The sequence below is a fragment of the Thalassospira sp. Z349TD_5 genome, assembly GCF_056173045.1.
Map to the genome: position 1 here is coordinate 2,164,655 of NZ_CM149654.1, position 16,183 is coordinate 2,180,837.

Genomic DNA, 16,183 nt, shown 5'->3' on the forward strand with positions numbered 1-16,183 from the left:
ATGTCCCCGGCATAAACTCATGCCGGGGACCAGAATATTGGCGTCGTGTCGGGCCTTAGTTCGACTGTGCGGCTTTCACACGGTCAAGCGTTTTGCCTTCAAGCACTTCCAGACCCGCCGGAACGGTCGGGTACCACTTGATGTTATCAAGGTCTTTTGCCGGGAAGCTGCCCTGGAACTGAGCTTTGAGCTTGTCATCAGCAAACTCGTCTGCACCCTTGGACGCGGTGAAGTTACCGGCATTCGCCGTAATCATCGCGGCAATTTCAGGCTGCATCACAAAGTTGATCCACTTATAAGCGGCATCTTCGTTCTTGGTTTTGCTCGGCAGAACAAAGGTATCGATCCAGCCAAGCGCACCCGATTTCGGGGCGACAAAGGTTATATCGGCATTGTCGTTGTTCAATTTCCACCCACCGGTATCCCAAGCCATGGCGGCAACAACTTCACCAGAACGCACAAGGTTCAGCAGCGCATCGCCACCTTCCCAATAGGTTTTGACGTTTGATTTGCAATCGATCAGTTTGGCTTCAACCGCATCGAGGATTTCCTGATACTTTGCTTCGTCGCCATAGGCCGCAAACGGATCAAGACCCATCGCATAGGCAAAACCGATCAAGGTTGGACGTTTCAAGCGATAGGAAACTTTGCCCGCAAGATCATCCGCACAAAGATCGGTGTAATCGGCAACGTTTGCAGCCTTGGTTTTATCAACAATCAAACCGCTGGTGCCCCAAACGTGTGGCACGCCGTAGACTTCCCCATCAACCGTTGTGTTGGTCTTGGTCGCAGCAAGCATGGACGGAATGAATTTCGCGCTGTCGACTTTCGACAGGTCCATGGGCTTATAGATGCCGTATTCAAGCTGCGCGCCGGCAATACGGTCCTGCGATGGCTGCGCAAGGTCAAAGCCCCCGCCACCCGTGGCGCGAAGTTTGGAAATCATGTCTTCGTTGTTTGACAACGTCACTTCAACATCGATGCCAGTTTCTTTTTCAAATGCCTCGATGACCTCATCAGGGGCATAGCCACCCCAGGTCAGAAGACGAAGTTCATCAGCCTGTGCAGCCGAAACAAGAGAAACCATTCCTGCAATTGCCGTAAGGCCGAGCAAGGAACCACGCAATGCGCCGTGTTTTTTAGACATTTTGAACCCTCTAAATGAACGTGATGGCATTTCCCTGAACCCGGAGCACACCCTTTTTAGGCTTGGCGACATCCAGGCGGGGCATTATCGCAAACTCATTTGTTGATACGAAAGGAAAAATGAACTTTTTTCTTTCCTTTGAACACCTCGAATTCATTTTTGCGCCATGAGTCCATCAAGGGCAAGTTAAAGTTCTGCAACAGTTTTTCCGCCGCAACGCAACATTTCAGCCCACTCCAAGGCCCTTCCAAAAGCAAAGGGGTGCCGCATGCGACACCCCTTCTTGCTCTTACCACCAGAACGCGGTCGGTTATTCGTCCGCGCTATATTCCGCCGGGCAATCGACCTTGGCAAAGGCCTTGCCGTTACCATTAAACAGATGCGCAGCCCCTGCGGATGCGGATGCTGTGACGGTTTCACCGATCTTGACCCGGCTGTGGCCCGGTGCGCGTACCGTGACACGATCGCCATTGGCAAGCTTCAGATAAAGATAGGTCGAATCGCCCAGCTTTTCGACAACATCAACCTCGCCGTGGACCGTCAACTCACCATCATCGCCAAGAGAAAGGTGTTCGGGACGAATGCCAAGCTCGACCTGATTACCAAGCTCATTCTGGTCAACATCAAACGGCAGAACGGACGGGGTGCCGCCCGGGATTGAAACGGTTACCTTGCCGGGTTCAACCTTGTCGATCCCGACATTGGTAAAGTTCATCGCCGGTGACCCAATGAAGCCTGCGACAAAGCGGGTCTGAGGATGATGATAAAGCTGCATCGGGGAGCCAACTTGCTCGACGTTACCACCATTCATCACAACGATCTTGTCAGCCAAAGTCATGGCTTCGACCTGATCGTGGGTGACATAGACAATGGTTGATTTCAGTTCCTGATGCAGCTTGGCGATTTCAAGTCGTGTCTGAACACGCAGGGCTGCATCAAGGTTTGAAAGCGGCTCGTCAAACAGGAACACCTTTGGCTGGCGCACAATGGCGCGCCCAATCGCAACGCGCTGACGCTGCCCACCCGAGAGTTCCGACGGACGACGGTCAAGCAACTGATCAAGTTGCAGGATACGGGCGGCTTCACGCACGCGCGCATCAATTGCCGCCTTGTCCTGTTTGTCGAGTTTCAGGCCAAAGGCCATGTTTTTATAGACCGTCATATGCGGATACAGCGCATAGGACTGGAATACCATGGCAATGCCACGATCCCGCGGGCTTTTGGCATTTACCAGATCACCGTCGATCATAAGATCGCCACTGGTGATATCTTCAAGCCCGGCAATAATGCGCAGCAAGGTTGATTTACCGCAGCCCGAAGGCCCGACAAAGACAACGAATTCACCATCTTTTACATCCAGATCAATGCCATGAAGCACGTCAACAGCGCCGTAGCTTTTGTGGATCTGGTCAAGTTTCAAGTCAGCCATTTATTCAAAGCTCCTGTCAGCCAACACTTATTTCACCGCGCCAGACGTAAGGCCGCGAATGAGTTGTCGGGAGAAAATCAGATAAAGGATCAGGATCGGTATGATCGCGAGGCTCAGCGACGCCAGAACTGCGTTCCAGTCCGTCACGTACTGCCCGATGAATTGCTGCACACCCAGCGTAATGGTCTGTTTGCCATCACCCGGTGCCAAGATCAGCGGGAACCAAAGATCGTTCCAGATCGGGATCATCGTAAACACAGCCACCGTCGCCACAGCCGGACGGATCAGCGGCAGGATAACCGCGAAGAAAATCTTGAATTCCCCCACCCCGTCACAGCGCGCGGCTTCTTTCAAATCCTTCGGGATCTGATGCATGAACTCGGTCAAGATAAAGATCGCCAAGGGTAATCCTTGGGCGACATACACCAGCACAAGTGCTGTCAGCGTATTTATCAAACCCAAATCAACGATCAGATTAAGGATCGATACCGAACCAAGGCGGATCGGCACCATGATCCCGATGGCAAGGTACAGTGCAAGCACCGTATTGCCCGGGAACTTGTATTCCGACAACGCCCAGGCTGCCATCGCGGCAAGCAACAGGACAATCGCGATGGTGATGATCGTTACTGTAAAGCTGTTGTAGAAAAACACCTCGAAATTCGACTTGGCCAAAACCTTGGTAAAGCCCTCAAGGCTGAAGGTTTCCGCATTCGGAAATCCCATCGGATCGCGAAAAATAGCTTTGCGCGTTTTAAAAGCGTTAATCACCACCAGGAAAATCGGGTACAGCGCAACCAGTGTGTAGGTCAGAAGAATACCATGCACGATGACAGCGCGGCTTGCGTCTTCTCTGCGTATGTTTTTGAAACTCATCATCGCCCCCGATTACAACTGATAGCGCGAAAGACGGCGCTGTACGGCGAACAAATAGAACAAAACACCCGCCAGAATGATCAGGAACATCAACGATGCAACCGTCGCCCCAAGATGCGGATTGCCCAGCTGCAACTGATAACCAAAGAACGTGCGATAGAACAACGTCCCCATGATATCGGTTGCAAAGTTTGGCCCCGCCAGCGCACCCTTTACGGCATAAATCAGGTCGAAGGCGTTGAAATTACCAACAAATGTCAGGATCGAAACCATGGCAACCGTCGGGAAAACAAGCGGCAACTTGATGTGCCAGAACACTTCAAAATGGGTCGCGCCATCGACTACGGCGGCATCAACCAAATCATCGGGAATGGCAAGCAAGGCGGCATAAATCAGCATCAAGGGAATACCGACCCACTGCCAGACTGAAATGAATGACAGGGTAATCAGCGCACTTCCTTCTTTGCCAAGCCATGGGCCAAACAGCGATTTCAACCCGATGATATCAAGCAGGTCCGCACCCACACCCCAAACGGGGCTTAGAATCAACTGCCAGATAAACCCGACAATCACCACGGACAACATTGTTGGCATGATCATCATCGTCCGATAGCTGTTGCGAAAACGCAGGCGCGGCAAACTTAAAATGCCGGCAAGCGCAATCCCGATCGGGTTTTGGATCAACATGTGAACAGCAAAGAACTTCATATTATTCCAGAAGCTGTTCCAAAAGGTCGCCGCCCAGTCCGGGTCAGCCAGAACGGTACGATAATTGTCCAGGCCAACAAAAGCCGCCTCGCCGCCACTTGGCGTCGCATAGAAGCTAAGGCGGATGGAATCGACCAGCGGATAGATCATGAACAATGTGTAGATGATCGTTGCCGGAGCCAGAAAGGCGATCACAGGCAATCTTGCCTTGCGCCAATCGGTCATGGGGCCGGAATGCGCCATACCCTGTCCTGTATTTCCAAGATTAAAAGGTTGAAGGCTGTTTGTTGCCTTCGGAACTTAGTGACCGCTCATTTATGCCCGGCGGCCGGAATAACGCAGATCACAAGACCGATACGTCTGACGGGCAATCAAAGAAGGATGGCAGAAACCAGACGTTTCTGCCATCCCATCACAGTCTTACTGGTGCGGAGCGTACCATTTCGCCAGACCAGCTTCGGCAGCGGCACCGGCATCGGTCGGAGAAATCGTACCGTTGATAACCTGAGCAGACAGGTTCCACAGCTCGTTTTCAAGGTTCGGCGCGCCACGCGACAGGATCTGATATGAGTTACGAATGGTTGACTCGCATTCCTGACGCCAGCTCACAAACTCGTTTGCAACCGGGTCGGTGATTTCAACGTTGTGCTTCGACAACGAGAAGAAACCCGGAAGCGCGTTGGAATAGAGTTCGGCAAATTCTGAACCAGTCATCCACTCAAGGAAGATTTTAGCCTCAGCCGCATTGTCGGACTTGGCATTCAGGCCAAGCGCAATATCGGTATGGTCACTGATGTAGCAGGTATCAGAACCAGCCGGTGCAGGCGGCGGGAATGCGCCGAATGCGAAATCAGCCTGATTGTTAAACAGCGAGATATCCCACGAACCTGCCGGATAAACAGCCGCACGACCCAGCGTGAAGAGGTTCTGTGCATCCGGATATGAAATGGCTTCATAGCCATCCGGCAGATAGTTCTTCCAGGTCGCAAGCTCGGTAAAGGTATCGACATATGGCTTGTCGGTGAATTTCGCACTGCCGTCGATCAGGGCTTTACGACCCGCTTCACCTTTCCAGTGGTTCGGACCAATGTTCTGGAAGCCCATGGTTGCAGCTTCCCACTGGTCGGCCGTTCCCATTGCCATCGGAATGTAGCTGCCCTCTTCCTTGATTTTATCAAGGGCCGCATAGAATTCTTCGCTGGTTTGCGGAACTTCCACGCCAACTTCTTCAAAGGCTTCTTTGTTATAGATAAAGCCATGAATAACCGATGCCATCGGCAAGCAGAAGGTCGCTGATCCGTCATCTGTCTGCCATGCAGATTTGGCAACGTCAGAGAAGTTGTCCATGCCCTTAAGGTCGTCAAGAGCAGTAAGGTTACCCTGCTTGTAAAGCTCAAGCGACGCATCAAATGGACGGCAGGTAATCAGATCACCCGCAGTACCACCGGCCAACTTGGCATTGACCGAAGCGTTGTATTCAGTCGGCGGGGTCGGTGTGAAGGACACTTTAATGTCCGGGTGTTGCTCATTGAATGCCGGAATGATCTTGTCGTTCCAGATATCAATATCATCGTTACGCCAGCTTTCGATAACAAGCTCGCCGGCCGATGCCATCATCGGAACCAGGGCGACACTTGCCGCCAGGGCCCCGGCCAGGCCTTTTGCTAAGACTTTATTCGACATTTATGCCTCCTCTGATCAATGTCGGCGGACCAGCACCCAAAAGATGTTAGTCCCAATACTCAAGTGCTGCCCGGAGATTTCCATTAGACAGTCCAAGAATTTCTTTTGCCCGCGCGATACTATGGCCCTTGGCCACCAGAACGGCGGTGCGAATATCAAAATCTGATTGTGTCAGCGCGTCTTTGGCGCGCGCACCATCACAAGATGCGATGTGCGCAACAATGCGGATGGCGCGTTCGTGCAGTTTGATGTTTTCTGCGCGCATGCCAACCATCAGGTTATCAAACAATCGACCAAGCTTGTTCATCACAAGGGTCGAAAGGATATTAAGCGCGGCCTTTTGTGCTGTCCCTGCCCCCATGCGGGTCGAACCGGCAACAACTTCAGGCGCACTATCAAGGAAAATGCCACTGTCGGCGATGTCGATCAATTTGCCATCCGGATTATTGCAAATGGCAACGGTGAAGGCGCCGCGTTTACGCGCCAGTTCAATCGCACGCACAGTATAAGGCGTCGATCCACTGGCAGCGATGGCGATCACGGCATCGTTTTCGCCGATTTCATGTTGATGGATTTCGCGCGCGGCAAGATCGACGTCGTCTTCCGCACCGTTAAATTCATTCGGCGCGCTTTGCAACCCGCCTGCCAGCATGACAATGGTATGCTCTTCGGGCCAGCCGAAGGTTCCGCCAAGTTCCTTGGCGTCCTGCCATGCAACAGTACCAGATGTGCCTGCCCCGACATAAACGAGACGCCCGCCGCCCCCCAGGCGACGCGCTATCCCGTTTGCGGCTGTCGCCAAATCCTTAAGGACTGGACCAACCGAGGCCACAGCACGCATCTGGCCTTCCCACAAGGCCATAAGGAAATCGGCGTCGGACCATTGATCCAACCCGGCAAATCGCAAATCAAATTCTTCGGTGCGTGATGCCATTTTTCCGTCTCCCTCTCCAAATTAAATACCATTGTGATACCAGCGACGCAAGACACTTCGTAAATATTTTATGCGACGACACTATATAGAGGCATATATTTAATATAATTCAATTTGTTATGAGGATTTTTAAATCTCTCTCTACATATTCTACGTGTATCTACGGATTCCAAAGACAGACCATTCATATCTATAGTGGCGTTATATTGGTATTGATTTTTAAGATACCACTCTGGTATGGTTCGGACATCAACTAGAAGACGGTTACACAAACAATGCAAAACGAACGGCTTTATCTTGGTATTGATGGCGGCGGCACCCGCTGCCGCGCGCGCATTGTAAATGCGTCCGGCGATATACTTGGAGAAGCCGTTTCTGGTGGTGCCAATACCCGACTTGGCATAGATCATGTCTTTGGTGAAATTGTCGCGGCCGCCTCCCTTGCGCTTGAAAAAGCAGGAATGGATGACTCTAGGCTGGGCGATCTTCATGCCGGTTTAGGACTGGCCGGGCTTCCACTTGAACGTGAACGTAAACTTGCGCATGCATATCCTCATCCTTTCGCCAGCATATGTTTTGCCACCGACGCCTATACGGCCTGCCTTGGCGCCCATGATGGTGCAGATGGCGCAATCCTGATTGTCGGAACAGGTACCTGTGGTCAGGCAATCGTTGGCAACCGGGAGCTGTCGGTCGCGGGCTGGGGGTTTGAGGTTTCCGATATCGGAAGTGGCGCACGCATTGGCCGTGCCGCGATCGAAACAGCCTTACTCGCCCATGACGGATTGGCTAATCAAACCGATCTGACAAAACAGGTCATGGGGAAATTTAACAACAACCCCGAAGATATCGTTGCCTTTGCCGAAACGGCACGCCCCGCCGATTACGGCACCTTCTGTCCACTGGTGTTTGACGCCGAAGCAAAGGGTGACGATGCGGCTAGCGCGATCATTGATATCGCGGTTAAGGCGAATTTGCAGATTTTGCGCAAACTGACGGCGTTTGGCGCATCGCAGATCACTCTTATGGGCGGACTAGCCGATCAAATGGCCAACCGCATGCCCCGCGACATTGCGGATCAACTGGTTTCGGCCAAGCACGATGCAATGCATGGCGCAATTCTGATGGCCAAACAGCGTGAAAGAACGGCGGCATGATCACAACCCCGGACATTATTGAGAACCTGCGCACGCGCGACATCGAAAACACTGGAAATGGGCCGCTTTATCGCCGCCTTCAATCGGCACTTAAGGCCGTGATTGATGATGGGGTTTTGCAAGTTGATGATGCGCTGCCAAGCGAGCGTGACCTTGCCAACGAACTGGGCATTTCGCGTGTCACGGTACGTAACGCCATGCGTTCATTGGTCGATGAAGGCGTTCTGGTTCAACGCCATGGCGCGGGCACGTTCGTAGCCCCACGTGTTGAACAGGCGCTTTCACGCCTGACATCCTTTACCGAAGACATGATCACACGTGGCATGGATCCTGGGGCGATTTGGCTTGAAAAAACAGTTGGTCACGCATCCCCGGAAGAAGCCATGGCCTTAAACCTGTCCCCCGGCACCGAAGTCACACGCTTGCGCCGTCTGCGTACCGCCAACGATAAGCCAATGGCCCTGGAATATGCGGTCATTCCGCGCGCATTTTTGCCAAGTCCTGATGAAGTGGACAAATCACTTTATGACGCGCTGGCAAAATACAACAAAAAACCCGAACGCGCCCTGCAGCGCCTTCGGGCTGAACTTTTTGATGGTGAAACCGCAAAAATTCTGGGTGTGCCGGATGGCAGTGCAGCACTTTATATCGAACGCCGCTCGTTCCTTGCCAATGGGACACCGGTCGAATTCACACGGTCCTACTACCGTGGTGACAGTTATGACTTTATCGCTGAAATGCAGGTAGATGCCCGCTGATCAAAAGATCGGGCACCTTGCAGAAAATGAGGGAACACTGGATATGACAACAAGCTGGCGCCCGAAAACGCAGATGGGCCGCGAATTGGCAGAATCCCCGGATGTTGTTGCCAAACAACTCGCCCACAACAAGACTGCAATCGACACGCTTGCACAGGAACTTCGCGCCAATCCGCCGAAATTCGTTGTCACATGCGGTCGTGGTAGTTCAGATCACGCCACCCTTTACGCGAAATACCTGATTGAAAGCCAGCTTGGCATTCCGGTTGTTTCTGCGGCCCCGTCGATTGTGTCGATCTATAACCGTACCGTTGCCAGCAAGGACGCACTTTTCATTGCGGTCTCGCAATCTGGCAAAAGCCCGGATCTTGTCAAAAACGCCCAAGCAGCCCGGGATGCCGGTGCACGTACTGTGGCCTTGGTAAATGTTGTCGATTCCCCGTTGGCCGATACGGTTGATCACGTTATTCCGCTGCTTGCCGGACCGGAAACAAGTGTTGCCGCCACCAAGTCCTATATTGCGACCCTGTCGGCGATTGCCCAGATTGTTGGCGCATGGACGCAAGACACCAGCTTTAACGACGGCCTAAGCAAACTTCCGAACCTGCTAACGTCCGCACTTGATCAAGATTGGCTCGGTGCGTCTGATACCATTGCCAAGTCTGATGGTCTGTATGTCATCGGGCGAGGCCCGGCCTTTGCTATTGCGCAGGAGGCTGCCCTGAAATTCAAGGAAACCAGTAGCTTGCACGCCGAAGCATTCAGTGCTGCTGAGGTAAAACATGGCCCAATGGCCTTGGTCTCTAAAACATTTCCGATGCTGGTGTTTTCACAGCAGGATGCATCGCGTGACAGTGTCGAAGATTTCCTGACTGAAATGCGCGGAAAAACAGATAACCTGTTTGCAGCCGAAACCGGCTATGCCGATATCAAGGGGCACCTTCCGGTGGTCGAGGATATCCACCCGCTTCTCGCCCCGATTGCCATGATCCAGACGTTCTATACGCTGGCGGAAAATGTGGCACTTGCGCGTGGCTGCAATCCCGATGCACCGCCGCATCTTTCGAAAGTAACGGAGACCCACTGATGTCTGCATTTGCCATTACCAATGCCCGTATCTTTGACGGCACAGATTTTCTGGACGGCAAGTCGGTCATCGTGCGCGATGGCAATATTGATACGATTGTCGATGCGGCCGCCCTGCCCGCTGACCTTACCGTTATTGACGGTAACGGTCAGACGCTTGCGCCCGGTCTGATTGATGTTCAGGTCAATGGTGGTGGCGGCGTGTTGCTTAACGATCAGCCCACGGTCGATGGCGTGCGCGCCATCATGGAAGCGCATCGCAAATATGGCACAACCGCCATGCTGCCAACCTTGATCACCGACCATCGAGGCAAGATGGAAACCGCCATTGCTGCGGTAACAGATGCGATTGATGAAGGTGTTCCGGGCATTGTCGGCATTCACCTTGAAGGACCGTATCTCAATCCTGAACGTAAGGGCGTTCACAGTGCAGATATCATCCGGCCGATGGAAGATGACGCGATTGAGCTACTGACCCGGCTGCCAAACGGCCGTATTCTGGTCACCATGGCCCCGGAAAAGGCAGCCAAAGGCACCATCAAGACCCTTGCGGACAAAGGTGTTTTGGTTTGTGCCGGGCATACAGCCGGAAATTACGCTCATATTCAAAGTGCCATTGACGAAGGCCTGCGCGGTTTTACCCACCTGTTTAACGCCATGAGCCCGATGACCCACCGGGAACCGGGGGTGGCTGGGGCGGCAATGGCCGATGACACAACCTGGTGCGGTCTGATCGCGGACGGATATCATGTTCATCCCGCCGTGCTTAAGGTTGCCATTCATGCCAAGGCCACCGGCAAGATCATGCTGGTGACCGACGCCATGCCAACTGTGGGGGCCGATGACAAACGTTTTACCCTTGGCGGTGAAGAAATCATTGCAGCTGATGGTCGCTGTGCGTTGGCCGATGGAACATTGGCCGGGTCGGACCTTGATATGATCAGTGCGGTTAAGAACTGCGTTGAAATGGTCGGGCTTGATCTGGGCGAAGCACTGCGTATGGCATCGCTTTATCCGGCGGAATTTTTGAAACTCGATGACAAAATGGGCCGGATTGCGCCGGGCTATCAGGCCGACATGATCCTGTTTGATGACGCATTCAATGTGTCGCGCAGCTGGATTAACGGTGCGGAATAATCATAACAATCAATATATTATCAGGTTTTAAGGAGGCACAAAATGAAGCCCGTTCGTATTCTGGTTATCGGTCTTGGCAATATGGGCCTGTCGCACGCGAAGGCCTATCATGCGCTTGATGGATACGAAATCGTTGGCATTTGTGCCCGGTCAAACATTCCTGCGGAAAAGCTGCCAGATGGGTTTGCCGCTTACCCGCAGTTTACCGATTTTTATACCGCATTGGCGCAAACCAAACCCGATGCCGTGTCGATCAACACCTATACAGAAACCCATGCTGACTTTGCCGTCGCCGCCTTTGAGGCCGGTGCGCATGTGTTTATCGAAAAGCCACTTGCCGCCACAGTGGGGGACGCCGAACGGGTTGTTGCCGCAGCCAAGAAACATGATCGTAAACTGGTGATTGGCTATATCCTGCGCCATCACCCGTCTTGGGAAAAGTTTGTTGAAATCGCCAAGACGCTCGGCAAACCACTTGTTATGCGCATGAACCTCAATCAGCAAAGCAGCGGTGCCTTTTGGGAAACCCATAAACGGTTGCTCAACAGCGTGTCACCGATTGTCGATTGCGGGGTTCATTACCTTGATATGATGTGCCTGATGACGGCGGCCAAGCCGGTGTCGGTCAATGCCATGGGCGTGCGCCTTTCCGAAGACGTCGCACCAGACATGTATAACTATGGCCAACTTCAGGTCCGCTTTGATGATGGATCCATCGGCTGGTACGAAGCCGGATGGGGCCCGATGATCAGCGAAACCGCCTTTTTTGTGAAAGACGTGATCGGGCCAAAGGGCAGCGTTTCCATCACCGATGTCGAAGAAAAAGGCGCTGGTTCAGCCGATATTGATACCCACACCAAGACAAATGCGCTGAAACTTCACCATGCTGCCACAAACAGTGCCGGAGAATTTACACAATTGGACGAGATCATCAAAACTGATGACGAGCCCGATCATGACGGCCTGTGTCTGCGTGAACAGCAATTTTTCCTAAAGTCTATAACGGAAAATCTTGACCTTACGCAGCATATGGAAGATGCATTGGGCTCTTTGCGGATTGCCCTTGCTGCGGACCAGTCGGTTCGGATGGGGGCACCTGTTTTACTCTGACCCCCAGGAGGAGTACCCACATGCCTTCCGTTAAACCCGGTGTTGTTACCGGTGCTGCCTATCGTGACCTTGTCGCTGCTTGTAAGCAGGATGGTTATGCCTTACCCGCTGTCAATATCACATCGTCAAGCACGATGAATGCCGCCCTTGAGGCCGCTGCAAATGCCGGTTCTGACATTATCATTCAGCTTTCGAATGGTGGTGCACAGTTCTTTGCCGGCAAGGGCATCAAGGACGCTGCGGCTGCCCGCGTTGTGGGCGCCGTTTCAGCCGCACGCCATGCACAGCTTCTGGCTGAGTATTATGGTGTTGCGGTTGTCCTGCATACCGATCACGCGAACCGCAAGTTCGTGCCATGGGTCGATGAAATGCTGAAATGGAGCGAAAAGGCCTATGCCGAAGAAGGCAAAGCGCTTTACAGCTCGCACATGCTTGATCTTTCCGAAGAACCACTCGAAGACAATCTGTTCAACCTGTGAAACCTTCCTCAAGCGTATGTCCGCCATCGAAATGAGCCTAGAAATCGAACTGGGCGTCACGGGTGGCGAAGAAGACGGGATCGGCCATGAACTCGATACCTCGATCGAGGAAATTGATCCGCGTCTTTACACCCGTCCCGAAGAAGTCGAAGAAGCCTATCGTCGCCTGTCACCGCTCGGCCATTTCTCGGTCGCAGCAGCATTTGGCAACGTGCACGGCGTCTACAAGCCGGGCAACGTCAAACTGCGCCCTGAAATCCTTCTCGAAAGCCAGAAATTCGTCGCCGAGAAGCATGGTCTTGGCGATAGCCCGTTGGACTTCGTGTTCCACGGTGGTTCGGGTTCGGAAAAAGCGAAAATCGAAGAAGCCGTTGGCTATGGTGTTTTCAAAATGAACATCGATACCGACACTCAGTTCGCTTATGCCCGTCCGGTTGGTGAGTATGTCGAAGCAAACGATCGCGCCTTTAAATATCAGGTCGATCCTGAAACCGACAAACCCTACAAAAAACAATATGATCCGCGTGTCTGGATCCGCGAAGCTGAACTTTCGATGGCTGCGCGCCTCGAAGAAGCCTTCAAGGATCTTGGTGCGATCGGTCGTTCGGTGACCAAAGGCTAGTCCGCCTGAAACGGTCAAAAGATTTGTGAAGCCCGCCGGACTTGTTCGGCGGGCTTTTTCATGCATCCATGTCGACCTTGGTTGCGAAAAAGATCTCTCCTGACAAATACTGACAGGAACTGTCAGGGGCATGCTTGCGTATACAGGTTGCCTCCTCTATACACTTTCCGAACAATTCAGGAACAAAAGGCCCGACATGCTGACGAAAATTTCGGTTCGCGGTGCGAAAGAACACAATCTGCAGAACATTGACGTAGAACTGCCCCGTGACGCTTTGGTTGTGATTACCGGCCTGTCAGGATCGGGTAAAAGTTCGCTGGCATTCGATACAATCTATGCCGAAGGCCAGCGTCGCTATGTCGAAAGCCTGTCGGCTTATGCGCGGCAGTTTCTTGAACTGATGCAAAAGCCCGATGTCGAATACATCGACGGCCTGTCACCGGCGATTTCGATTGAGCAGAAAACAACGTCGCGTAATCCGCGCTCGACCGTTGGTACTGTTACAGAGATTTATGACTATATGCGTCTTCTCTGGGCGCGCGTTGGCATCCCCTATTCACCGGCTACCGGATTGCCGATTGTCAGTCAGACCGTATCGCAGATGGTCAACCGCGTGCTCGAGATGGAAGAAGGCACACGTCTGTATCTGCTGGCCCCCATCGTGCGTGGCCGCAAGGGTGAATACAAAAAAGAACTGCGTGATTTACGGTCACGCGGTTTTCAGCGCGTCAAAATCGATGGTGAAATGTATGACATTGATGACGCGCCAGACCTCAACAAGAAACTCAAACACGATATTTCTGTTGTTGTTGATCGTCTGATCGTCAAGGACAGCATCGGAACGCGCCTTGCCGACAGTTTTGAAACCGCCCTTGAACTGACCGATGGCATTGTCCTTGCCGAAGACGCCAAAACGGGCGACACCACGGTATTCTCCGCCAAGTTCGCCTGCCCGGTTTCTGGCTTCACGATCGAGGAAATCGAACCACGTCTGTTCTCATTCAACAATCCGTTTGGCGCCTGCCCGGCCTGTGACGGTCTTGGCACCCAGATGGAATTCGATCCGATGCTGGTGGTGCCCGATGAAAGCAAAACGCTTGATGATGGCGCGGTTGCACCGTGGGCCAGCTCAACATCGAAATATTATCTGCAAACCCTGAAATCTGTCGCCAAGCATTTTGGTTTTAAAACCAACGTTGCGTGGGAAAAGCTGCCCAAAACCGCACAGGACACCATCCTGTTTGGCTCTGGCGACGAAGACGTCACCGTGACCTATGACGATGGATCGCGCAGCTATAAGGTTTCACGCCCGTTTGAAGGCGTCATTCCAAACATGTCGCGTCGTTGGCGCGAAACCGACAGCCAGTGGGCCCGTGACGAGCTTTCCAAATACCAGATGGTGTCAAACTGCCCGACCTGTAACGGGCAGCGTCTCAAACCCGAAGCCTTGGCTGTTAAGGTCGATGGGGCTGAAATCTCGCGCATCACAGACCTTTCAATCGCCAAGGCGGCCGATTGGTTCCTGGCCCTTGAAGACAAACTGAATCCCAAGGAAACCGAGATTGCGCGCAGAATCTTGCGAGAAATCAATGATCGCCTGCGTTTCCTGCGTGATGTCGGTCTGGATTATCTGTCGATGTCACGGACATCGGGCACCCTTTCGGGCGGTGAAAGCCAGCGTATCCGACTGGCATCGCAAATCGGTTCGGGTCTGACCGGGGTTCTTTACGTGCTTGATGAACCGTCTATCGGCCTTCATCAACGCGACAATGACCGTTTGCTTGAAACGCTTAAACGCCTGCGGGATCTTGGCAATACGGTTCTGGTCGTCGAACATGACGAAGATGCTATTCGTGCGGCGGACTATGTGGTCGATATGGGGCCGGGCGCGGGTATTCACGGCGGACGCATCGTTGCCGAAGGCACTCCTGAACAAATTCAGCAAAACCCCGAAAGTCTGACAGGCAAATACCTCGTCGGGACCGAACAGATTGCCGTGCCAAAGGAACGCCGCAAAGGCAATGGCAAATCGATTGCGATCAAAGGCGCCACAGCCAACAATCTGCAAGGTGTCGATGCCGAATTCCCATTGGGAAAATTCATCTGTGTTACCGGTGTTTCAGGTGGTGGCAAATCAAGCCTTGTGATTGAGACGCTCTATAAGGCGCTGGCAAAGCGGATGCACAATGCGCGCAATCATCCCGGCGCCCATGACAGCATCACCGGCATTGAGCATATCGATAAAATCATCGATATCGATCAAAGCCCGATTGGCCGAACACCGCGATCCAACCCGGTGACCTACACCGGTGCCTTCACGCCGATCCGTGAATGGTTTGCCCAACTGCCCGAAGCCAAAACGCGCGGTTACAAACCGGGACGTTTTTCGTTTAACGTCAAAGGCGGTCGCTGCGAAGCCTGTCAGGGCGATGGTGTTATCAAGATTGAAATGCACTTCCTCCCCGACGTTTATGTCGAATGTGATCAGTGCAAAGGCAAACGATATAATCGTGAAACACTCGATATATCGTTTAAAGGCAAGTCGATATCTGATGTTCTTGACATGACCGTTGAAGAAGGTGCGGATTTCTTTAAGGCCGTACCATCGATCCGCGACAAGATGGAAACCTTAAAACAGGTCGGTCTTTCCTACATCCATCTGGGTCAACAGGCGACCACCCTGTCGGGCGGTGAAGCACAGCGTGTCAAACTGGCCAAGGAACTGTCAAAGCGTGCGACGGGTCGTACGATTTACATTCTTGATGAACCCACAACCGGGCTTCATTTCCATGACATTCGCAAGCTTCTTGAAGTGCTCCATACCATTGTCGATCAAGGCAACACAGTTGTTGTGATTGAGCATAATCTTGATGTCATCAAGACTGCTGACTGGATCATTGATATTGGGCCTGAGGGTGGTGATGGCGGCGGGAAGCTTGTCGGATGCGGGACGCCCGAAGACATCATGGCCAATAAGAAAAGCTATACCGGACATTATTTGAAGCGCCATCTGGGGCTTAAGTAGAACCAAAACGGGGCAGAATATCACTGCCCCGT

The 16,183-nt window shown here is 52.8% G+C and carries 14 protein-coding genes; 8 read left to right on the plus strand and 6 right to left on the minus strand.

Features of this window, described 5'->3' with window-relative positions; genetic code table 11:
• Window positions 1–55 precede the first annotated feature (55 nt).
• From AC0VXT_RS09845 to AC0VXT_RS09870, 6 genes are all read right to left on the minus strand, one after another.
• The gene (locus AC0VXT_RS09845) at window positions 56–1,147 is read right to left on the minus strand and encodes an extracellular solute-binding protein (protein ID WP_475548452.1); all 1,092 of its coding nucleotides are present in this window, start codon (window positions 1,145–1,147) and stop codon (window positions 56–58) included.
• 310 nt (window positions 1,148–1,457) lie between these two features.
• Window positions 1,458–2,576 (minus strand): ABC transporter ATP-binding protein, encoded by a 1,119-nt coding sequence (locus AC0VXT_RS09850; RefSeq protein WP_475548453.1) that lies wholly within the window; start codon window positions 2,574–2,576, stop codon window positions 1,458–1,460.
• 27 nt (window positions 2,577–2,603) lie between these two features.
• The gene (locus AC0VXT_RS09855) at window positions 2,604–3,452 is read right to left on the minus strand and encodes a carbohydrate ABC transporter permease (protein ID WP_475548454.1); all 849 of its coding nucleotides are present in this window, start codon (window positions 3,450–3,452) and stop codon (window positions 2,604–2,606) included.
• A 12-nt stretch (window positions 3,453–3,464) separates the two neighbouring features.
• Window positions 3,465–4,403, minus strand: a complete 939-nt coding sequence (locus tag AC0VXT_RS09860) for a carbohydrate ABC transporter permease (protein WP_022730793.1) — start codon at window positions 4,401–4,403, stop codon at window positions 3,465–3,467.
• A gap of 177 nt (window positions 4,404–4,580) precedes the next feature.
• Window positions 4,581–5,843 (minus strand): ABC transporter substrate-binding protein, encoded by a 1,263-nt coding sequence (locus AC0VXT_RS09865; protein ID WP_475548455.1) that lies wholly within the window; start codon window positions 5,841–5,843, stop codon window positions 4,581–4,583.
• A 46-nt stretch (window positions 5,844–5,889) separates the two neighbouring features.
• Window positions 5,890–6,777, minus strand: coding sequence for an N-acetylmuramic acid 6-phosphate etherase (locus tag AC0VXT_RS09870; RefSeq protein WP_475548456.1), 888 nt, complete (start codon window positions 6,775–6,777; stop codon window positions 5,890–5,892).
• Window positions 6,778–7,052: 275 nt separating this feature from the next.
• On the opposite strand from AC0VXT_RS09870, the gene AC0VXT_RS09875 reads away from it, so the two are divergent.
• From AC0VXT_RS09875 to uvrA, 8 genes are all read left to right on the plus strand, one after another.
• The gene (locus AC0VXT_RS09875; protein WP_475548457.1) at window positions 7,053–7,934 is read left to right on the plus strand and encodes a glucosamine kinase nucleotide-binding domain-containing protein; all 882 of its coding nucleotides are present in this window, start codon (window positions 7,053–7,055) and stop codon (window positions 7,932–7,934) included.
• The gene (locus AC0VXT_RS09880; RefSeq protein WP_022730789.1) at window positions 7,931–8,692 is read left to right on the plus strand and encodes a GntR family transcriptional regulator; all 762 of its coding nucleotides are present in this window, start codon (window positions 7,931–7,933) and stop codon (window positions 8,690–8,692) included. Before AC0VXT_RS09875 ends, AC0VXT_RS09880 begins: the two co-directional genes overlap by 4 nt.
• A 43-nt stretch (window positions 8,693–8,735) precedes the next feature.
• Window positions 8,736–9,779, plus strand: a complete 1,044-nt coding sequence (locus AC0VXT_RS09885; protein WP_417823730.1) for an SIS domain-containing protein — start codon at window positions 8,736–8,738, stop codon at window positions 9,777–9,779.
• Window positions 9,779–10,915 carry an N-acetylglucosamine-6-phosphate deacetylase gene (gene nagA / locus AC0VXT_RS09890; protein WP_475548458.1) on the plus strand — a complete coding sequence of 379 codons (1,137 nt, stop codon included), beginning with the start codon at window positions 9,779–9,781 and terminating at the stop codon, window positions 10,913–10,915. The genes AC0VXT_RS09885 and nagA overlap by 1 nt, the downstream gene beginning before the upstream one ends.
• A 42-nt stretch (window positions 10,916–10,957) precedes the next feature.
• Window positions 10,958–12,025 carry a Gfo/Idh/MocA family protein gene (locus AC0VXT_RS09895; protein WP_475548459.1) on the plus strand — a complete coding sequence of 356 codons (1,068 nt, stop codon included), beginning with the start codon at window positions 10,958–10,960 and terminating at the stop codon, window positions 12,023–12,025.
• 20 nt (window positions 12,026–12,045) lie between these two features.
• Window positions 12,046–12,504 (plus strand): class II fructose-bisphosphate aldolase, encoded by a 459-nt coding sequence (locus AC0VXT_RS09900; RefSeq protein WP_475548460.1) that lies wholly within the window; start codon window positions 12,046–12,048, stop codon window positions 12,502–12,504.
• Window positions 12,505–12,535: 31 nt separating this feature from the next.
• On the plus strand, window positions 12,536–13,126 hold the full coding sequence (locus tag AC0VXT_RS09905; RefSeq protein WP_475548461.1) for a class II fructose-bisphosphate aldolase: 591 nt from the start codon (window positions 12,536–12,538) through the stop codon (window positions 13,124–13,126).
• Between the two features lie 196 nt (window positions 13,127–13,322).
• Window positions 13,323–16,151 (plus strand): excinuclease ABC subunit UvrA, encoded by a 2,829-nt coding sequence (uvrA, locus tag AC0VXT_RS09910; RefSeq protein ID WP_475548462.1) that lies wholly within the window; start codon window positions 13,323–13,325, stop codon window positions 16,149–16,151.
• Window positions 16,152–16,183 lie beyond the last annotated feature (32 nt).

Coding starts and splice junctions, on each gene's coding strand:
- AC0VXT_RS09865 (WP_475548455.1), bottom strand. CDS start 5,843: ATGTCGAATAAAGTCTTAGCAAAAGGCCTGGCCGGGGCCCTGGCGGCA.
- AC0VXT_RS09850 (WP_475548453.1), bottom strand. CDS start 2,576: ATGGCTGACTTGAAACTTGACCAGATCCACAAAAGCTACGGCGCTGTT.
- AC0VXT_RS09860 (WP_022730793.1), bottom strand. CDS start 4,403: ATGGCGCATTCCGGCCCCATGACCGATTGGCGCAAGGCAAGATTGCCT.
- nagA (WP_475548458.1), top strand. CDS start 9,779: ATGTCTGCATTTGCCATTACCAATGCCCGTATCTTTGACGGCACAGAT.
- AC0VXT_RS09870 (WP_475548456.1), bottom strand. CDS start 6,777: ATGGCATCACGCACCGAAGAATTTGATTTGCGATTTGCCGGGTTGGAT.
- AC0VXT_RS09845 (WP_475548452.1), bottom strand. CDS start 1,147: ATGTCTAAAAAACACGGCGCATTGCGTGGTTCCTTGCTCGGCCTTACG.
- AC0VXT_RS09905 (WP_475548461.1), top strand. CDS start 12,536: ATGAGCCTAGAAATCGAACTGGGCGTCACGGGTGGCGAAGAAGACGGG.
- AC0VXT_RS09895 (WP_475548459.1), top strand. CDS start 10,958: ATGAAGCCCGTTCGTATTCTGGTTATCGGTCTTGGCAATATGGGCCTG.
- AC0VXT_RS09900 (WP_475548460.1), top strand. CDS start 12,046: ATGCCTTCCGTTAAACCCGGTGTTGTTACCGGTGCTGCCTATCGTGAC.
- AC0VXT_RS09875 (WP_475548457.1), top strand. CDS start 7,053: ATGCAAAACGAACGGCTTTATCTTGGTATTGATGGCGGCGGCACCCGC.
- AC0VXT_RS09855 (WP_475548454.1), bottom strand. CDS start 3,452: ATGAGTTTCAAAAACATACGCAGAGAAGACGCAAGCCGCGCTGTCATC.
- uvrA (WP_475548462.1), top strand. CDS start 13,323: ATGCTGACGAAAATTTCGGTTCGCGGTGCGAAAGAACACAATCTGCAG.
- AC0VXT_RS09880 (WP_022730789.1), top strand. CDS start 7,931: ATGATCACAACCCCGGACATTATTGAGAACCTGCGCACGCGCGACATC.
- AC0VXT_RS09885 (WP_417823730.1), top strand. CDS start 8,736: ATGACAACAAGCTGGCGCCCGAAAACGCAGATGGGCCGCGAATTGGCA.